We start from the raw sequence: 15,372 nt of genomic DNA, 5'->3' as shown, positions 1-15,372 counted from the left end.
CGCGCAACCAGTGGAGATGAACACGTGACCGAACCGTCGCCCGCCGTGGCCGCGGCCATTGACGGAGAGCTGCGCCTCCTGGACCCCGTCGTCCGTGCCTCGGCCGAGACTCTCGTCTCGCTGCTCCACACCGAGTTCCGCGAGATCGGCACCAGCGGCCGGCTCTGGAACCGGGACTCGATCATCGCCGCACTCACGGCGGCCGACGCCCCGAGCCCCGGTCCGCTGACGGCGTCCCGGATGCGAGGCGTCCAGCTCTGCACCGATTACGTGCACCTCACCTTCGACACCGAGTCCAAGGGACTGCACTCCCACCGCAGTTCCCTGTGGCGGCGCACGGAGAGCGGCTGGCTCCTCTACTTCCACCAGGCGACCCCGTACGTCGACGATCCGTTCGCCGAGGTCTGATACGCCGTTCCCCGTCCAGTCAGGTTTAGGTTAGCCTTGCCTTCGTTTTGGCTGGAGGTGTGCGGTCGGGAGCCCCGTTTCCGACGCTCCGGAGACTTCGAGGGGTAAGCGATTGAGGGCTGACACGCCCGGGGGCGGCATCATGCGCCGCGCCGTCGCGGGGCAACGCAGGGACGTCGTCGTCGGCTCGGTACTCGGCGCTGCCCACCAGACCGGCGAGGCACTCGTCCCGGTCCTGATCGGTCTCGTCGTCGACCGTGCCGTCGTCCACCCCGACGGCGGGGCGCTCGCCCGCTGGCTGGTCGTACTCGCCCTCGTCTACGCCGCGCTCTCGTTCGGATTCCGCTTCGGCTGCAGAGCCGGTGAACGGGCCGCCGAACGGGCAGCGCACCTGCTGCGTCTGGACGTCGTACGCCGGGTACTGGCACCGCACGGCGGGGCGGAGGCGGGACGGCCGCCCGGCGCCCTGGTGAACGTCGCCACCGAGGACGCCCGCAGGGTGGGTGCCGTGAACATGGCCCTGACCCTCGGGATCGCCGCCGTCGTCGGTGTCGTCGCGGGCGCGGTGCTCCTGCTGAGGGCCTCCGTCCCGCTCGGGCTGCTCGTCCTGCTGGGCGCCCCGGTCCTGATGGCGCTGGGTCACTTCCTGGCCAGGCCCCTGGAACACCGCAGCGAGGCAGAACAGGAACGCGCCGCGCACGCCTCCGGAGTCGCCGCGGACCTCGTGGCAGGGGTTCGCGTACTGAAGGGGCTGCGCGCCGAAATGGCCGCCGTCGACCGCTACCGGCACACCAGCCAGGCGTCCATGGCGGCCAACGTGCGGGCCGCCCGCGCGGAGGCCTTCCAGAGCGGGCTGATGCTGACGCTCACCGGAGTCTTCATCGCCCTGGTCGCCCTCGTCGGCGCCCGCCTCGTCCTCAGCGGTTCCATCGGCCTCGGCGCGCTCGTCTCCGCCGTCGGTCTCGCCCTCTTCCTGCCCGGCCCGATCGGCATGCTGGCCTGGGTCGGCGCCGAGTTCGCCAAGGGACGGGCATCCGCGGCCCGGATCGCCGACGTGCTGGCCGCACCGGGGGAGTCCACCGGCGGCACGAGGACGGTGCCCGCACCCGTACGCGGAGAGCTGCGGCTGCGCGGCCTCTCCCACGCCGGCCTCACCGGACTCGACCTCACCGTCCCGCCCGGCGAACACCTCGGAGTCGTCGTCACCGACCCCGGCCACGCCGCCGCCCTCCTCTACTGCCTGGCCCGGACCGGCGACCCGGCGGCCGGCACCGTCGAACTCGACGGCATCCCGCTCACCGACCTCGACCCCGACGCCCTGCGCTCGGTGGTCCTGGTGGCCGAACACGACGCGCAGCTCTTCGACGGCACCCTCCTGGAGAACGTCACCGCCGCCGCGCCCCCTGGCGCCGACCCGCACCCCGCGATGACGGCCGCCGCCGCGGACGAGGTCGCCGCGGCCCTGCCCGGCGGCACCACGGCCCAGGTCGGCGAGCGCGGCCGCGCACTCTCCGGCGGGCAGCGACAACGTGTGGCCCTCGCCCGGGCCCTGGCCGCCGACCGCCGCGTCCTGGTCGTCCACGACCCGACGACGGCGGTGGACGCCGCCACCGAGGCCCGGATAGCCACCGGCATCCGGACCGCCCGCACAGGGCGCACCACCGTGCTGGTCACCAGCAGCCCCGCCCTGCTCGCCGCAACCGACCGCGTCGTCCTCATCGACGGCGGCACGATCACGGCCCGCTCCACGCACGACGACCTGGTCCGCGACAACTCCGTCTACCGTGCGGCGGTGCTCACATGACCACGCCCCCCGACAGCAGGGAACTGCTGCCCATCGCCACCGCCGCCCGGACCCGGGCCGCGCTGCGCGTACTCGTACGGCCCGACCGGGGCAGGGCCGCCGTCGGACTCGGTGTCCTGATCGCCGCCACGGCCGTCGGCCTCCTCGTCCAGCCGCTCCTCGGCCACATCGTCGACATCGTCGCCGACGGCCGGCCCGTGGCCGCGCTCACCCAGCCGGTGCTCCTGCTCGTCCTGGTAGCGGTCGTCCAGGGCGTCACCACGACGATCGGGCTGACCCAGGTCGCCCGCCTCGGCGAGACCGTACTGGCCCGGCTGCGCGAACAGTTCGTCGAACGCGTCCTCACCCTCCCCGCCGACCGGCTCGAACGAGCCGGGGCGGGCGACCTCACCGCCCGCGTCACCGGCGACGTCGCCCGGGTCGCCGAAGCCGTCCGCTCCGCCCTGCCCGAACTGGCCCGTTCGGTCCTGGCGATCGTCCTCACCTTCGGCGCGCTGGCCCTGCTGGACATCCGGTTCCTGCTCGCCGCGCTCCTCGCCGTACCCGTACAGGCACTCACCGCCCGCTGGTACGTGCGCCGCGCCGTCACCCTGTACGCCGACCAGCGCGTCGCCAACGGGGCCCAGCAGCAACAGCTCCTGGAGACCATCGGCGGCGCCACGACCGTACGGGGCCACCGGCTGGAGCAGCAGCACACCGAGCGGGCCGCGAAGCGCTCGGGGGCCGCCGTCGACCTGACGATGCGAGCCGTCCATCTCGTGCTGGGCTTCTACCAACGGCTCCACATCGCCGAGTACATCGGACTGGCGGGGGTCCTCGTGACCGGGTTCGTCCTGGTCGGCGACGGCGCCGTTTCGGTGGGTACGGCCACCGCGGCCGCCCTCTACTTCCACAGCCTGTTCGGGCCGGTCAACGCCGCACTCGTCCTGCTGGACGACGCACAGTCGGCAGCCGCCGGACTCGCCCGGCTCGTCGGTGTGACCGAGTCCGCGGACGCCGCGACGCGGGACGACGTGACGGCCGGCCACCTCCCGGGGCAGCGGACCACGCCCACCCCGGCCTCCGTCACCGTCGACGCGGTCAGCCACGCGTACGGCTCCGGCAGCCCCGTACTGCACGAGGTGTCGCTGACCCTGGCACCCGGCGAACACGTGGCCCTGGTCGGCACCAGCGGGGCCGGGAAGTCCACGCTGGCCCGGCTGGTGGCGGGTGTGCAACTGCCCACCGAAGGAACCGTCCGCGTCACGGGCGCCGCCGACGGCCCCTCCGTCGTCCTGGTCACCCAGGAAGTGCACGTGTTCACCGGCACCCTCGCCGACGACCTCCGGCTGGCCCGCCCCGCCGCCACCGACGACGAACTGCGCACCGCGCTGTCCACGGTGCACGCCCTGGCCTGGGCCGAGGCCCTGCCCGACGGGCTCGGCACGGTCGTGGGCGAGGGCGGCCACCGCCTCGACGCCGCACGCGCCCAGCAACTCGCCCTCGCCCGGCTCGTCCTGGCCGACCCGCCGGTCGCCGTGCTGGACGAGGCGACCGCCGAGGCGGGCAGCGCGGGCGCGCGCGACCTGGAGCGCTCCGCGCAACGGGCCCTGGCCGGACGGACCGCGCTCGTCGTCGCCCACCGGCTCACCCAGGCCGTGGCCGCCGACCGCGTCGTCGTACTCGACGGCGGCCGGGTCGTCGAGAGCGGCACCCACACCGAACTCCGCGACGCCGGCGGGCCGTACGCCGACCTCTGGCGGGCCTGGTCCGGCAGCCGGACCACACCCCACCCCTGACCGCTCCGGCCGCCCCAAGGCCGCCGACCCACCGAATCTCACAGGAGGACTCCGTCATGTTCCGCTTGTTCCAGCGCACCCGGCTGACCGCCGTGGCCGCGTCCGCCCTGCTGATGTTCTCGGTGGCCGCCTGCGGCTCCGGCGACGGCGACAGCGAGGGAACGGCCGGCAACAGCCCGGCCGGGAAGGGCGCCTTCCCCGTCACCCTGGCGCACAAGTACGGCAGCACCACCGTGAAGTCCGAGCCCCGGCGCGTCGTCACCGTGGGCCTCTCCGACCAGGACGCCGTCCTCGCCCTCGGCACGGTCCCGGTCGGCACCACCGAATGGCTCGGCGGCTACCCGGGCGCCGTCGGCCCCTGGGCCGAGGACGCGCTCGGCGGCGGGAAGACGCCCACCGTCCTCAAGGACACCGGCACCGGCCCGCAGGTCGAGAAGATCGCCTCCCTGCGCCCCGATCTGATCCTGGCCCTCTACTCCGGCCTCACCAAGGACCAGTACCGCAGCCTCTCCAAGATCGCCCCGGTCGTCGCCCAGCCCAAGGACGCCCCCGACTACGGCATTTCCTGGCAGGACCAGACCAAGACCGTCGGCAGCGCCCTCGGCAAGGCCGACGAAGCCGCCGCGCTCGTCTCGAAGACGGAGAAGCACATCACCGAAGCGGCCGCCGCGCACCCCGAGTTCAAGGGCGCGAGCGCCGTCATGGCCACCCCGTACGAGGGCACGTTCGTCTACGGGACCTCGGACAACCGCTCGCGTCTCCTCAACGGTCTCGGCTTCGCGCTCCCCGCCGACCTGGACAAGGTCATCGGCGACGCGTTCGGCGCGAACATCAGCAAGGAGCGCACCGACCTCCTGGACACCGACGCCATCGTGTGGCTCGTCACCGATGTGGCCAAGGACGGGAAGAAGCTGCACGCCGACCCGCTCTACGGAGACCTGAGGGTGGCCAAGGAGGAGCGCGAGGTCCTGGTCGGCACGAACAGCGACTTCGGCAACGCGATCTCGTTCGTGAGCCCGCTCAGCCTCCCCTACACGGTCGACCGGCTGGCGCCCCTGCTGGCCGCGGCCGTCGACGGAAAGACCGCCACCGAGGTCACCGCGCCGGCCTCCTGACCGGCGCCGGACGACCGGCCGCCCCGACCAGCCCGTGAGGAACCCGGACCGTGGAGCAAGCCCCGTGACCCACCCCGCCCGATGGCGCCCCGCCCTGCTCGTGGCCCTGCTCGTCGCCGCGCTGGTGGTGCTCGGCCTGCTGTCGATCGGTCTCGGCGCCCTCCGGATCCCGCCCGGCCAGGTGATCAGCGCACTGACCGGGGACCCGGCCGGTGCACGGATCGAGGACATCATCTGGTCGGTGCGCGTGCCCCGTACGGCACTCGGCCTCGCGGCGGGCGCCGCGCTCGGCCTGTCCGGCTGCGTGATGCAGGCGCTGACCCGCAACCCGCTGGCGGACCCGGGCATCCTGGGGGTGAGCGCGGGGGCTGCCTTCGCCATCGTGCTCGCCGCCGGGGTCGCCGGCATCGGCTCGCTGTTCGGCTACATCTGGTTCGCGTTCGCCGGGGCCCTGGCGGCGAGCGTCGTGGTCTACCTGCTGGGGCGGCTGGGACGTTCCGGGCCCACCCCGGTGAAACTGGCGCTCGCCGGAATCGCCGTGACGTCCGCCCTGTCCTCGCTGACCAGCGCCGTCGTCCTGACCGACCCCGACGCGCTGGACCGCTTCCGGTTCTGGTCGGCGGGATCGCTCGCCGACCAGGAAGCCTCCACGGTCTGGAGCATCCTGCCCTTCCTCGCGGTCGGCGCCCTCCTCGCGCTGGCGAGCGCCCCTGCCCTCAACAGCCTCGCCCTCGGCGACGACGTCGCCGCCTCGCTGGGCCGCCGGCTCGGCCTCGTCCGCCTCCAGGGCGTGCTGGCGATCACCCTGCTCACCGGTGCCGCGGTCGCGGTCATCGGCCCCGTCGTCTTCATCGGCCTCGTCGTCCCGCACGTCGCCAGGGTCCTCGCCCAGCACGCCGGCATCGGCCCCGACCACCGCGCGCTGCTGGCCCTGTCCGCGGCACTCGCCGCCTGTCTGCTGCTGGCCGCGGACATCCTCGGGCGGGTGATCGCCAGGCCCGTCGAGATACAGGCCGGGATCATCGTCGCCTTCATCGGCGGACCGTTCTTCATCGCTCTCGTCCGTCGGCGCAAGCTCGCGGAGGTATGACCATGACCCCCAAGGCCCTTCCCGCCCCGATGGACGGCACCACCGCGCCGCCCGTGGCGCGCGCCCCGGTCGGCGGGCGGCCGTTCCGCCTGGCCGTGCCACGCGTCTCCGGCATCCTGCACCCCAGACAGCTCGCGGTGAGCGCGTTCCTCGCGGCCGCCGTGTTCCTCGCCCTGTGCTGGGACCTGTCGGTCGGTGAGTACGGCATCCCGCTCACCGACGTCGCCCGCGCGCTGACGGGATCGGGCGACGCCGGCACCCTGCTCGTCGTCCGGGAACTGCGGCTGCCCCGGGCGATGGTGGGGCTGCTCGCCGGTGTCGCGTTCGGGATGTCCGGCGCCCTGTTCCAGACGATGACGCGCAACCCGCTGGGCAGCCCCGACATGATCGGCCTCACCCACGGCGCCGGGACCGCGGTCGTGGCGGGCATCGTGCTCGGCTGGGACTTCGGCCTCGGCACCCAGGCGCTCGGCATCCTCGGCGCCCTGACCAGCGCCCTCCTCGTCTACGGACTCGCCTGGCGGCGCGGCACCACCGGATACCGGATCGTCCTCGTCGGTATCGGCGTGTCCTGGATCTGCCTCAGCGCCACCGACTTCCTCCTCGCACGGGGCAGCAGGTTCCAGGCCCAGGAGGCCCTCGGCTGGCTCGTCGGCAACCTCAACGGCCGCGACTGGCAGCAGGCCGGACCACTCACCGCGGCCCTGGTCGTGCTGTTCCCCGCAGCCCTGCTGATCGGCCGTCTGATGCGGACGCTCCAGCTCGGCGACGACGTCGCGACCGGGCTGGGCACCCGTGTCCAGACCGTGCGCCTCGTCGTCCTGCTCACCGGCGTCGGCCTGGTGGCCTTCGCGACGGCGGCCGCCGGACCGGTCGCGTTCGTCGCGCTCGCCGCACCCCAGATCGCCCAGCGCCTGTGCCGTACGGCCTGGCCGCCGCCCCTGGCCGCCGGACTCACCGGCGCCCTCGTCGTCCTCGCGTCCGACGTCGTCGCGCGCGAGGTGATCCCCGGCACCGAACTGCCCGTGGGAATCGTCACCGGTGTGCTCGGCGCCCCGGTACTGCTGTGGCTGCTCATCCGCGTCAACCGCGCGGGCTCAGGAGGCTGAACCGATGTCCGACGCCGAACCCGACCTCCGGGCCGAGGGCCTGCACCTGGGCTACGACGACCGCCCCGTCGTCACGGACCTCGACCTGGCCGTGCCACCGGGCCGGGTCACCGCGATCGTCGGCGCCAACGCCTGCGGCAAGTCCACCCTGCTCAGGGCGCTGGCCCGGCTGCTGGCCCCGCGCCAGGGAGCCGTCCGGCTGGACGGCCGCGCCCTGCACTCCATCCCCACCCGGGAACTCGCCCAGCAGCTCGGCATCCTCCCGCAGTCACCCGTCGCCCCCGAGGGCCTGACCGTCATCGACCTGGTCAACCGGGGGCGCTCCCCGCACCAGACCTGGTGGCGGCAGTGGACCAAGGCCGACGAACAGGCCGTGCGCGACGCGCTGGAGGCCACGGGCACCACGGACCTCGCCGACCGCGCCGTCGACGAACTCTCCGGTGGTCAGCGCCAGCGGGCATGGATCGCGATGGCCGTCGCCCAGGGCACGCCGGTCCTGCTCCTGGACGAACCGACGACCTACCTCGACCTGGCCCACCAGATCGACGTCCTCGACCTCGTCACCGACCTCAACCGCCGCGAGGGCCGCACCGTCGTGATGGTGCTGCACGACCTCAACCAGGCGTGCCGGTACGCGGATCACGTCATCGCCATGAAGGCCGGCCGCATCGTGGCCGAAGGGGCGCCCGCCGACGTCATCACGGCCGCCACGGTGGAGGACGTCTTCGGGCTGTGCTGCCAGGTCACCACGGACCCGGTCAGCGGCACCCCGCTCGTCATCCCGGTCGGCCGGCACCACACCCCCGCAGAGGCTGCGCACTGAGCGCTTCCCCGAGAAACGGGGCCCGGCCTCGCGTCCGGCGGGCCGGGCCCCGTCCGCAGCCGGCGAGTTCATCGCCGTCGACGCGATCGCGCTCACACAGCCACCGTGGGGTCCGTCAGTCTCCCAGGACTTCGGCGGCGGCCTTCAGCTGCCCGTCGATGCCCTTCCGTACCTGGTCGAGTTCCTCGGCGTGCTCCTCGATGGCCTGCTTCTGGTAGGCGACGTCGACGGCGTACCAGACCCCCGCGACATTGTTCTTGATCTTGCACAGGGCGTCCGCGGTGGCGACGGTCTTCTCCTCGGCGGAGGCCGTTTCGCCGAGCCACTTCTCGTCCTCGGAGGCTTCCATCGGGGTCTGGTAGTGGTAACCGCTCTCCGCCATGCAGCGCGACCACTTGGCGAACACCGCGATCACCCGCCCGTCCTGGAGCGACTTGCCGAAGCTGCCGAGGTTCACGTCGTTGGCGATCTGGGCGTCCCCGTAGTCGCCCAGCTTCCGCTGCGCCTCGCCGACGCAGCCCCCGTCGGGCACCGTCCCGCCGTTGACGTTCTGGCCGCCCCTTCCGCTCTTCGCCGTGAGGTCGGCGGTGCCGCTGAGAACCATCCGCTCGGCCGCGGTGGGCTTCTTCCGTCGCTCCTTGGCCGTGGTCGCTCCGGCATCCGTACCGCCGGCGGAGGAGGGGGCGCCGGGCATCCGGTACCCGTGGACGGCGGTCTTCGCGGGGTCCAACTTGCCGTAGCGGTACTGGGAGATGGTCTGGCCCGAGGGCTCACCGACCGGCAAGGGTTCCTCGTACGGGAATCCGAAGCGCTCCATGCAGCGCACGCGCAGCGCGTGCTCGGCCCTCCCGAGCATGGTCCACTGCTCCTCGGTGAGCAGATAGGCCTCCACGGGTACGGGTTCGATCACCGCCGTGGTGATCTCCGATATCTCGGCAGGGGTGGCGGGAACGTCCGTGGCCTTCGCGCTCCTGCCCCCTGAGAGGCTGCCGCAGCCGGCGAGCAGGGCCGCCGCGAGCGAGGCCGTGAGGGCGGCCGAAAAGGTTCGGGAGAGGGACGTTCCCATGAGCGTCGGTTTCCTTTGAAGGCTGAGATCCGGGGCGAAGGCATACGGGGGGGCACTCCGCCGGATGCCACCGGATTCGGACGGCCGGAATGCCCCTCTCGCGTCGGTGAGTTACTTGTTGCCGCCGTAGTCGATGAACATCCCGGAGGCGTTGTTGTTCTTCATCGTGCTGTTGAGGTTCGCCTTTCCGTTCGCCGCGATGGTCTGGTAGGCGTACGAGCCGTTGTAGTTCGAGTTGTAGTAGACCCGGATCCGGCTGACTCTGTCCCAGTTGTCCACGGAAGCGGCGTTGTTCTTGACCACGACACCGTTGCCGTTGCTGCCCGCGAGGCTGGTTTCGAAGTACCGGTTGTAGTAGTCCGGGACGTCGTACTCCTGCTTGTACATGGCCCCCTTGTAGTCGGAGTTGTAGTACAGGCAGGCGTGGTAGTCCTCGCAGCCGATGACGGCGTTGGCCGGGGCCGCGAAGGTGAGCATCGATCCGGTGAGGGCCAGGGCTATGCCGCTGGATGCGACGAGGCGCTTGATGTTCATCAGATTCTCTTTCGTTCCATGGAGGCGGAGAGCCAGAAGCTAGCAGGTGCCAATGCAGGATGAACTGACACAACGTCACCGCTATGGGGTGCACCTCGTGGGGGGATCGATCGGTGATCTGGATCACGTGATGGCTGGCCGGGCGCCGCGATGTCCCGTCGAGAGCGTAATTATCAGCCGTGAGTCGTGCGTTTCCAGCCACTCTTGCGCATATGCCAGGGCATCGTGCCGGGTGCATGGTCTAGTGGGCACGACGTTCCCCTTCCGACCTGTGCGCACATTCCCGCCCGCGCCCAGTAGTGCGTGGTCAGGCTGGTCGTGGTGGTGTGTGTCTGCCGGGTTCGGTGGTGCTCGAGATCTTGTGAACGATCGTCAGGTCGCGTCCGTGTGCGTTGAGTTGGAGTCCGGACACGCACTGGACCCCGGCGCCTGCCTCACCTGCCACCGCGACATACCCACGCCCCCGCCAACCGGACCAGGCCCTAGGCGCTGAGCGCCGTCCGCCGTTCGGCCCGCGCCTCGTCGTAGCGGTCCACCAGCAGCCGGGCCAGTTCCGGTGCGGCCCCGAGGACTCCGGCGAGCACATCCGCGCCGGCCTCCGCCGCACCCGCGGCGATCCGGTCCGGCAAGCGCCCGGGCGCGATGACGTACGGGGCGACCGCGACGCGGCGCACCCCGTCCGCCCGCAGGGCCCGCACCGCGTCCTCGGTACGGGGAAGAGATGCGGAGGCGAACGCAGGCCGCACGGCGCACCAACCGGTGTGCCGCAGCTCCCGCGCGATTTCAGCGATCACTGCGATCGCCTCCGGGTCTGTGGAGCCCGCCGAGGCCAGGACCAGCCCGGTCGAGCTCTTGTCGCCGCGGGAGACCCCGGCCTCGTACAGCCGCTGTTCCATCGCCGCGTTCAGCAGCGGCGACGGGCCCAGGACCTCGGCCTGCCGCACCCGCATCCGCGGCAGGCGGGTCCGGGCCTCGCGCAGCACCGAGGGGATGTCGGTCTTGGCGTGGAAGGCCCGGGTGAGGAGCAGCGGCAGAGTGACCACGTCCTCCACGCCCTCCGCGGCCAGGCGTTCCAGCTGCCGGGGCACGGAGGGGGCGTTGAACTCCAGGAAGCCCGTCTCCACGCGCAGCCCCGGCCGCAGCGTACGTACCCGCTCGGTGAGCGCGTGCACGGTCGCGGCGTGCCGCGGATCGCGGCTGCCGTGGGCGATGACGAGGAGGACAGGTGAGGACATGGCGGACTCAGCTCTTCACGAGGAGGCCGCGGCTGCGCAGGATCCACCGCTCCAGCGGACTGAAGATCAGCAGGTCGATCGCGATGCCGACGAACAGGATGAGGAGGATCGAGAGGAAGATCCCCGGCATGTCGAAGTTGTTGCGGCCGTTCTCCAGCAACTGCCCGAGGCCGAGGCCGAGATCGGGCGACGAAGCGATGATCTCGGCCGCCATCAGCGAACGCCAGGAGAAGGCCCAGCCCTGCTTGAGGCCCGCCAGATAGCCGGGCAGCGCGGCCGGCAGCACGATGTGCCAGGTGCCGCGCAGCCCGGTCGCGCCGAGGGTGCGGCCCGCCCGGATGACGAGCGGGGGCACCTGGTCGACGCCGGAGACCAGACCGTTGGCGATCGAGGGGACCGCGCCGAGCAGGATCACGGCGTACATCATCTTGTCGTTGAGGCCGAGCCAGATGACGGCCGGTGCCACCCAGGCCACCGAGGGCAGGGACTGGAGACCGGACAGGATCGGGCCGATGGCGGACCGGACGAACTTCACCCGGGCGACCAGGAGACCGAGCGGCGTCCCCAGGGCGACGGCCATCACGAATCCGAGCAGACCGCGCGAGACGCTGGTCCAGATCACTTCGAGCAGCGTTCCCGCGAGCCACATGTCGACCGCGCTGTCCCAGACGGCGGACGGCGGCGGCAGCTTGTAGTCGTCGGTGACCTGCGCGGTGACCAGCAGCTGCCAGGTGGCCACGACCAGCACCACCGCCAGCAGCGGCGGCAGGACCTTGCCGACGAGGACCTCGCGCACCGGGGTCCGCCGCACCTGCACGGCGTCCAGGGCGTCGAGACCGGCTTCGAGACCGGCCAGATCGTCGGTCTTGATGTCAGTGCTGGCCATGTCGGCGGATCTCCCCACGCAGTTGTTCGGTGATCTCGACGGACAGCTCCGCCACCGCGGTGTCCTCGATGCGGCGCGGGTGCTCGATGTCGACCGACCACTCGTGGGCGATCCGGCCCGGCCTCGAAGAGAGCAGCACGACCCGCTGCGCGAGCCGTACCGCCTCACGCACGTTGTGCGTGACGAAGAGGACCGACGCGTTCGTCTCGCGCCAGATCCGGGTCAGTTCGTCGTGCAGCACGTCGCGCGTGATGGCGTCGAGCGCGGCGAACGGCTCGTCCATCAGGAGGAGCTGACTGTCCTGGGCGAGCGCGCGCGCCATTGCCACGCGCTGCCGCATACCACCCGAGAGTTCATGCACCCGCTTGCCGAACGCCCCGCCCAGACGGACGAGTTCGAGCAGCCGCTCGGCCTCAGGGCGGCGGTCCTGCTTCGGCACCCCACGCAGCCGCAGGGCGAGCTCGATGTTCTTCCCCGCGGTCAGCCACGGGAAGAGGGCGTGCTCCTGGAACATCAGGGCCGGCCGCCCGCCGGGGGTCTCGATGGACCCCGCGGTCGGGCGGTCGAGTCCGGCCACCAGGTTGAGCAGGGTCGACTTTCCGCACCCGGAGGCCCCCAGGAGGGTGACGAACTCGCCGGGGGCGACATCGAGCGTGATGTCGTCCAGGACGAGCTGCTGACCCGTGGGTCCTGCGAAGGACTTGGAGACGTGCGAGATACGAGCGGCGTGCTCGACCGTCGCACGGTCCTCGGCCTTGGTGAGGGTGGTGGTCGCCATGGTCGTCACCTCCTGGGAATCCTGGAACGGATGGGCGGTCGGGTTACTTGACGCCGAGACCGGCGTCGCTGACCTCGGGCTGGCCCGCGGCCTTCAGGATCTTGTTGAGCGGCGCGAGGTCGTAGATCCCCGTCAGGTCCGTCTCATCGAGGAGACCCGCCTTCACCGCGTGCTTGGCCTGGGCGTCGAGGGTGGCGGCCAGCGGGTCGTCCGTGAACCGGACGGACTTCCACGCGGGGTCGATGACCTCGGGGGAGAGCGCCTTGCCGCTGAGCTCCTCCAGCGCGGCGTTGGCCGACGCCTTCGCCTTGTCCGGGTTGGCGTTGATCCACGCGTTGGTCTTCACCGAACCGCGCAGCACCGCCTCGACGACATCGGGGTGCTCGGAGAGGAACTTCTGCGACACGATGATGTTCGTGATCACGAACTTGTTGTCGGGCCACAGCGTGGACTCGTCCAGGAGCACCTTGCCGCCCTCGGCGACCAGCTTGGACGCGGTCGGCTCCGGCACCCAGGCGCCGTCGAGGGAGCCCGCCTTGAAGGCGTCCGGCGTCACCCTGTTGTCCGAACGGACCACGGAGACGTCGCCCTTGCCGCTCTGGGCGTCGACCTTCCAGCCCTTCTCGGCGATCCAGTTGAGGAACGCCACGTCCTGGGTGTTGCCGAGCTGAGGCGTGGCGATCTTCTTGCCCTTGAGGTCGTCCAGGGTCTTGATCTTCTTCGGGTCGACGACCAGCTTGACGCCGCCGGACGCCGCACCGCCGATGATCCGCAGGTTCTTGCCCTGGGACTTGGAGAAGCCGTTGATGGCGGGGGAGGGGCCGATGAACCCGATGTCGATCGAGCCCGCGTTGAGGGCCTCGATCTCGGAGGGGCCCGCGTTGAACGTGGAGGGCTTCACCTCGGTGCCGCCCAGTTCCTTGGCGATCAGCCCTTCCTGGATACCGACCAGGGCGGTGGCGTGCGTGAGGTTCGGGAAGTATCCGATCTTCACGCTGTCCGCGGAGAGCTTCTTGCCGCCGGCGGCGACGTTCGTCTTCTTCGCGTCGTCGTCCTTGGCCTCGGAGCCGTAGCCGCAGGCCGTGAGCACCACGGCGAGCAGCGGCAGGGCGGCGGCAGCAGCGATGCTGCGGCGGACGGTGGAACGGGGGGCAGACACGGGAGGCTTTCCTCTCGTCGGCCCGGTACTCACGTCCCCCGGAAGTCGGGGGACGCGGCCGGGTGGTCGGCAGGTCTTCGTCTGAACGGGCGGTGCGGTTGGTGCGAGCGGGCGCGCAGGCGGTGCGCGTACGTCATCACGCACATCGCCCGACGCCGCCCTGGCCGCTGCCGAGGGCGCCGCTGCCGACCCGGCCGCCCTCCTTCGCGAAGGTCGAGAAGATGTCGATGGTCATCAGAAGTCCCACTCGGCGTCGTCGCCCGCCGCGGCCTCGTCGTGCACGGCGGCGGCCACCTCGGCGAACGAGGCACCCGCCATGCCGGCGGAGAGCGTGGTGCCGTCGGCGGGGTCGATCAGCAGGAACGAGCCGGTGCGCCGCGAGTCCGCGTACGCGTCGAGCGCGAGGGGTTCGGCGGTGCGTACGACGACCCGGCCGATGTCGTTGGCGACCAGCTGCCCGGGAGCGGGGTGCTGGGACAGGTCGTCCAGGGTGAGCCGGGACGGGATGTCCTTGACGATCGCCTTGACCGTGCGGGTGGTGTGCTTGAGCAGCACCCGCTGGCCGACCGAGAGCGGCTGGTCGGCGACGTGGCAGACGGTCGCCTCTACGTCCTGGGTGACGGCGGGCGCGTCTTCGACGGGGGCGAGCAGGTCACCGCGCGAGACGTCGATGTCGTCGGTCAGCCGGATCGTGACGGACTGCGGCGCCCACGCCTCCTCGACGCTCTCACCGAGCGCGTCGATCGCCGCGATGGTGGAGGTGCGGCCGGAGGGCAGGACCGTGACAGGCTCGCCGACGCGGAAGGCTCCGGCGGCGATCTGTCCCGCGTAACCCCGGTAGTCGGGGTGTTCGGCGGTCTGCGGGCGGATGACGTACTGCACGGGGAACCGCGCGTGGCAGGCGGTGAGGTCATGACTGACCGGCACCGTCTCCAGGTGCTCGAGCACGGTCGGGCCGCCGTACCAGTCCATGTTCGCGGAGGGCTCCACGACGTTGTCACCGGCCAGTGCGGAGATCGGGATCGCGGTGATCTCCGGGACGCCCAGGGACGCGGCGTACGCCGTGAACTCCTTGGCGATGGCGGCGAACACGGGCTCCGCGTACGCGACGAGGTCCATCTTGTTGACGGCCAGGACCACGTGCGGGACGCGCAGCAGGGCGGCGACGGCGGCGTGCCGGCGGGTCTGCTCGATGACGCCGTTACGGGCGTCGACCAGGACGACGGCGAGGTCCGCGGTCGAGGCGCCGGTCACCATGTTGCGGGTGTACTGCACGTGGCCGGGGGTGTCGGCGAGGATGAACCGGCGGGCGGGCGTCGCGAAGTAGCGGTACGCGACGTCGATGGTGATGCCCTGCTCGCGCTCGGCCCGCAGTCCGTCGGTCAGCAGCGCCAGGTCGGGCGTCTCCTGTCCACGGTTGCGGGAGGCGTGCTCGACGGCCTCCAGCTGGTCGGTGAGGACCGACTTCGAGTCGTGCAGAAGGCGTCCCACGAGGGTGGACTTGCCGTCGTCGACCGAGCCCGCGGTGGCGAACCGAAGCAGCGTGGTGGTCGACACGAGGCCGGCCTGCTGGGTGGGTGTGGTCAT

Annotated in this window: 14 protein-coding genes; 7 read left to right on the top strand and 7 right to left on the bottom strand. The window is 71.7% G+C overall.

All coding sequences use genetic code 11. The features are described 5' to 3' along the window. The first annotated feature begins 24 nt into the window (after window positions 1–24). The 7 genes from AB0C82_RS08120 (at window position 25) to AB0C82_RS08090 (ending at window position 8,127) form a co-directional block, all read left to right on the top strand. Window positions 25–408, top strand: coding sequence for a nuclear transport factor 2 family protein (locus AB0C82_RS08120; protein ID WP_362837580.1), 384 nt, complete (start codon window positions 25–27; stop codon window positions 406–408). A gap of 112 nt (window positions 409–520) precedes the next feature. Then, on the top strand, window positions 521–2,212 hold the full coding sequence (locus AB0C82_RS08115) for an ABC transporter ATP-binding protein (protein ID WP_362837578.1): 1,692 nt from the start codon (window positions 521–523) through the stop codon (window positions 2,210–2,212). After that, on the top strand, window positions 2,209–3,990 hold the full coding sequence (locus AB0C82_RS08110; RefSeq protein WP_362837576.1) for an ABC transporter ATP-binding protein: 1,782 nt from the start codon (window positions 2,209–2,211) through the stop codon (window positions 3,988–3,990). Before AB0C82_RS08115 ends, AB0C82_RS08110 begins: the two co-directional genes overlap by 4 nt. Window positions 3,991–4,046: 56 nt before the next feature. Continuing rightward, entirely contained in the window at window positions 4,047–5,105 is a 1,059-nt protein-coding gene (locus tag AB0C82_RS08105) for an iron-siderophore ABC transporter substrate-binding protein (protein ID WP_362837574.1), read from the top strand. A 64-nt stretch (window positions 5,106–5,169) separates the two neighbouring features. Further along, window positions 5,170–6,195, top strand: coding sequence for an iron chelate uptake ABC transporter family permease subunit (locus AB0C82_RS08100; RefSeq protein WP_362837572.1), 1,026 nt, complete (start codon window positions 5,170–5,172; stop codon window positions 6,193–6,195). A gap of 29 nt (window positions 6,196–6,224) precedes the next feature. Beyond that, the gene (locus AB0C82_RS08095; protein ID WP_362838388.1) at window positions 6,225–7,304 is read left to right on the top strand and encodes an iron chelate uptake ABC transporter family permease subunit; all 1,080 of its coding nucleotides are present in this window, start codon (window positions 6,225–6,227) and stop codon (window positions 7,302–7,304) included. A gap of 4 nt (window positions 7,305–7,308) precedes the next feature. After that, on the top strand, window positions 7,309–8,127 hold the full coding sequence (locus tag AB0C82_RS08090) for an ABC transporter ATP-binding protein (RefSeq protein WP_362837570.1): 819 nt from the start codon (window positions 7,309–7,311) through the stop codon (window positions 8,125–8,127). A 115-nt stretch (window positions 8,128–8,242) separates the two neighbouring features. On the opposite strand, the gene AB0C82_RS08085 is transcribed toward AB0C82_RS08090, so the two are convergent. The 7 genes from AB0C82_RS08085 to AB0C82_RS08055 form a co-directional block, all read right to left on the bottom strand. Next, on the bottom strand, window positions 8,243–9,193 hold the full coding sequence (locus tag AB0C82_RS08085) for a hypothetical protein (RefSeq protein WP_362837568.1): 951 nt from the start codon (window positions 9,191–9,193) through the stop codon (window positions 8,243–8,245). 111 nt (window positions 9,194–9,304) lie between these two features. Beyond that, the gene (locus tag AB0C82_RS08080; protein ID WP_362837566.1) at window positions 9,305–9,727 is read right to left on the bottom strand and encodes a peptidase inhibitor family I36 protein; all 423 of its coding nucleotides are present in this window, start codon (window positions 9,725–9,727) and stop codon (window positions 9,305–9,307) included. A 482-nt stretch (window positions 9,728–10,209) separates the two neighbouring features. Continuing rightward, window positions 10,210–10,962, bottom strand: a complete 753-nt coding sequence (locus AB0C82_RS08075; RefSeq protein WP_362837564.1) for a sirohydrochlorin chelatase — start codon at window positions 10,960–10,962, stop codon at window positions 10,210–10,212. Window positions 10,963–10,969: 7 nt separating this feature from the next. Beyond that, a complete protein-coding gene (locus tag AB0C82_RS08070) occupies window positions 10,970–11,848 on the bottom strand; it encodes an ABC transporter permease (RefSeq protein WP_362837562.1) in 879 nt (292 codons plus the stop codon). Then, window positions 11,835–12,626 carry an ABC transporter ATP-binding protein gene (locus AB0C82_RS08065; protein WP_362837560.1) on the bottom strand — a complete coding sequence of 264 codons (792 nt, stop codon included), beginning with the start codon at window positions 12,624–12,626 and terminating at the stop codon, window positions 11,835–11,837. The genes AB0C82_RS08070 and AB0C82_RS08065 overlap by 14 nt, the downstream gene beginning before the upstream one ends. A gap of 43 nt (window positions 12,627–12,669) precedes the next feature. After that, window positions 12,670–13,785 carry an ABC transporter substrate-binding protein gene (locus tag AB0C82_RS08060; RefSeq protein WP_362837558.1) on the bottom strand — a complete coding sequence of 372 codons (1,116 nt, stop codon included), beginning with the start codon at window positions 13,783–13,785 and terminating at the stop codon, window positions 12,670–12,672. 234 nt (window positions 13,786–14,019) lie between these two features. Beyond that, window positions 14,020–15,372, bottom strand: coding sequence for a GTP-binding protein (locus AB0C82_RS08055; protein WP_362837556.1), 1,353 nt, complete (start codon window positions 15,370–15,372; stop codon window positions 14,020–14,022).

This window comes from Streptomyces sp. NPDC048560 (genome assembly GCF_040650955.1).
In the GTDB taxonomy this organism is placed as follows: Bacteria; Actinomycetota; Actinomycetes; order Streptomycetales; family Streptomycetaceae; genus Streptomyces.
This window is presented reverse-complemented; position numbering and strand designations above follow the sequence as displayed.